This is a genomic window from Candidatus Symbiopectobacterium sp. NZEC135 (genome assembly GCF_025962695.1).
This window is the reverse complement of sequence record NZ_JAGFPF010000773.1, coordinates 1-951: the sequence shown is the minus strand read 5'-3', so window position 1 is coordinate 951 and position 951 is coordinate 1. Positions and strand designations below refer to the sequence as shown.

General features: G+C 42.8%; 2 protein-coding genes. One reads left to right on the top strand and one right to left on the bottom strand.

Annotated elements, in window-relative coordinates:
* A partial coding sequence (locus tag J5224_RS30355; RefSeq protein WP_264628758.1) for a hypothetical protein occupies positions 1–193 on the top strand: 193 nt, incomplete at its 5' end.
* Positions 194–423: 230 nt separating this feature from the next.
* Here the strand turns inward: J5224_RS30355 and J5224_RS30350 are convergent.
* On the bottom strand, positions 424–837 hold the full coding sequence (locus J5224_RS30350) for a GNAT family N-acetyltransferase (RefSeq protein WP_264628757.1): 414 nt from the start codon (positions 835–837) through the stop codon (positions 424–426).
* Positions 838–951: the final 114 nt, after the last annotated feature.

Here is a 951-nt window from a genome sequence, read left to right as displayed (position 1 = left end):
TATCGAGTTCGGCGCCCATAATCGGGTCGATCCTGCGCATCTGATTGGCCTGTTACAGCGCGATCCTCGCGTCTATCGTTTGGATGGCCCTACCCGTTTGAAATTCATTAAAGACCTCAGCGAAAGACCGCAGCGTGTCGATTTCATCACTGGACTTCTGACAGACATGGCCCAGCATACCTTGGCGGCATAAGCTCACACAGTGGTGGCTAGTATCTCTTAGCCACCACTGTGTACGGGGTTGAATAGAGTGTAACCAAACGGTAACCCCCAGGAATAAGCGCCAAGGCTAAAACTCGCCCTGGATCAACATAAATTGCATGTCATTGAGCACTATTATAGATATCAAATTTATTAAAAAGTGAGTGTGCTCTGTAATAATACCGTGCGTAAAGATATATTTCGAAGGCGTGATATTTTCTATTAGCGAAGTGGCTTCACAAGATAATGCCTTGAAAATTTTAGATAAAAACCATCCAGACTGCCATATTCTGAATAACCCAATTTTATATAAAACCCGCGGGCCTGAAAACTGAAGGTGTCAACATAAGAAAAATGGCAGTCTCTCTTTATCGCTTCCCCCTCTGCCATTAGCATCAACTCGCGCCCGACGCCGTTTTTTTGATACTCAGCCGCAACCCACAGATATTGAATGTCTAATCCGCCCCACCATGTTCTGGCTATTATCCCACCCTTTATATTACCTGATGCATCATTAACCGTGACTCTTAATGGTTGAATGTCGACAGGTGCAAAATGGTCATTATGTTTCCATAAGCCATCAAGTATCTGCTTCTCTTCATTTTCATCAGGCGTGCAGTGTAATAGGTAATTCATCGGTCCCCCTTGTGGTTGAAAATAACTCACCTAGCTCACTGCATTAATCTTATCGACATAAAACTATCCAATACTGAAATAAATATAAAATACCAAGTGCTTTCTGAATTTTTA